This window comes from Ignavibacteria bacterium, from assembly GCA_016873845.1.
Lineage (GTDB): Bacteria > Bacteroidota > Ignavibacteria > Ch128b > Ch128b > JAHJVF01.
Genome location: VGVX01000156.1, coordinates 1 through 1,707 on the forward strand (window position 1 = coordinate 1; position 1,707 = coordinate 1,707).

General features: G+C 40.2%; 1 protein-coding gene. It reads right to left on the reverse strand.

What is annotated here, in order from left to right; genetic code table 11:
- A partial coding sequence (locus FJ213_13495; protein MBM4177167.1) for an insulinase family protein occupies positions 1 to 1,707 on the reverse strand: 1,707 nt, incomplete at both ends.

Sequence of the window (1,707 nt, forward strand, 5' to 3'; positions counted from 1 at the left end):
GACGAAGAATTTCGTTCTCTTTATTTTTCTGTAATTCTTCTTCTGTAGGTGGGCGTGAATTTACTATTTCATTCAACTCCTTGTTGACCTCTATCATTGATTCTTTTGTCTTGTCGGTTTGAACTGATGCATATACAATAAACGGACGTTGTCCTCTTGCACCAAATAAAAACGATGACGCACCATACGACCAATGTTTGTCTTCTCTCAGGTTCATGTTAATTCTCGATGTGAATGTACCGCCAAGAATATTATTCATCATATCGATTGCGATTTCATCTGGGTCAGAGCTTGGAGGTGCGACATGCCCGGCAAAAATTATCGACTGAAGCGATCCTGGTCTATCTAAAAGATAAACTACCGATTTTGGTTGATGACCAACATTGCTAATATTTTTTTTCGGAACATCTCCCTTCTTCCAATCTTTGAATAACTTTTCAAGTTTTGGAAGGATTTCGGAGAGGGTAGCATCACCAACAATAACTAGTGTGGAGTTATTTGGCTTTAACCATGTTTGATGATATTTGATAAGATCTTGAGTGGTGAGTTTTTTAGCTGATGCTTCGGTGCCCGAACCGGTCAGCGGATTTCCATACGCATGACTTTCACCGTAAAGAATTTTTGGAAATACTCTTAATGCCATTTGAACCGGAGTTACTTTTTCACGCTGAATAGAAGCAATAAGCTGCTTTTGAAGACGATTGAAATCTTCCTGCGGGAAAGATGGATTCAGAATGACATCTGCATACAGTTCAAGAGATTCATCCAACTTATTTTTCAAAGCAGAGAGGGAAACTACTGATACATCGAGATCGGAACCTGTTCCGATTGAAGCTCCGAGAAGCTGAAGTTCATCGCTGATTTGCAATGCAGTTCGTTTTTTAGTTCCTTCATCAAGCATGTCCATCGCGAGCCTGCTTGTTCCGGGAATTGCAAATTGATCAGCAGCATAACCGGCGTCAACCATTAAGTTAAAATTCACAACTGGGATTGTATGTCTTTCAGCTAAAATAACATTTAGACCATTAGAAAGAGTCGCTCTTTGAAATTCAGGAAATTTTGAGTCTGGTGCTTTCAATTGTTCAGGCAGCTTGGTGCGATCAACAGCACTCTTTGTTCCAGCTTTTAGAGTTGGAAATGGATGAACTTCAAGAATATAAACTCCATCAGAAAGCCATTCGCGTGCTGCATCTTGAAGCTGTTTTGCAGTTGCTCCTCTTACCCATTGAATGGTTTTTTTGTAGTAATCTGGAGTTCCGCCGTAAACTTCGTTTTGAGCAAGTATATCACTCTTGCCGCCGAATCCGCCAATTCGTTCAATCCCCCGGATGAACCCAGCTTCATACTGGGTTTTTACTCTTTCTAATTCTTTTTCGGTTGGACCCTTTGTAAGGAATAAAGCTAATTCTTCATCTAGGGAGTTTTCAATTTTCTTTAAATCTTCACCTTGTTTAGCTGTTGCAACAATATGAAATTGGCTTCCAATTTCACCTGGGGCATAGTAAGCGCTCACACTTGTGCAGGTCTGTTCATCGTAAACTAATCTTTTATACAACCGAGAAGTTTTTCCAGATGAAAGAACATCACTTACAAGATCGAGATAAGTTAATTCTTCCGTTCCCCACTGCGGGATATTCCAAACTTTGTATAAACGAGCTTGAGGGACACGGTCTTGAGTATATTGGCGATGTGTTCCGCTTCGCTTTG